Consider the following 399-nt stretch of genomic DNA (forward strand, 5'->3'; position numbering starts at 1 on the left):
GCGCAATGCGCTGGTGGACGTGGATGGTCAGCTCAAGGCCACCTGGAGCATCAAGGCTCAGGTGACGAAGGACAACAAGATCTACGCAGCGGGCATGTCGCTGGGCGCCTACTCCCAGCCCGACGGCCAGATGCAGACATCGGTGTACTTCCAGGCCGACCGGCTGGCGCTGCTGAACGTGGCCAACGGCGCGACGACCACGCCGTTCGTGATCGAGAACGGGCAGACGTTCATCAATGATGCGGTCATCGGAACGGGCAGGATCACCAATGCGATGATCCGGAGTTTGAGCGCGGAGAAGATCGACGCCGGGTATATCAACGTGGACCGCCTGGAGGCCAATGCGCTGACCGCAAAACTGGCGAATCTGGGTACGGCATACATCTCGCGGGCGCATAT

Annotated in this window: 1 protein-coding gene; it reads left to right on the plus strand. The window is 61.4% G+C overall.

Annotation, left to right across the window (positions count from 1 at the left end; genetic code table 11):
• On the plus strand, positions 1-399 hold a 399-nt coding region (locus tag N801_RS22270), incomplete at both ends, for a DUF1983 domain-containing protein (protein ID WP_035941184.1).

Origin of the sequence: Knoellia aerolata DSM 18566 (assembly GCF_000768695.1) — a bacterium.
GTDB lineage: Bacteria > Actinomycetota > Actinomycetes > Actinomycetales > Dermatophilaceae > Knoellia > Knoellia aerolata.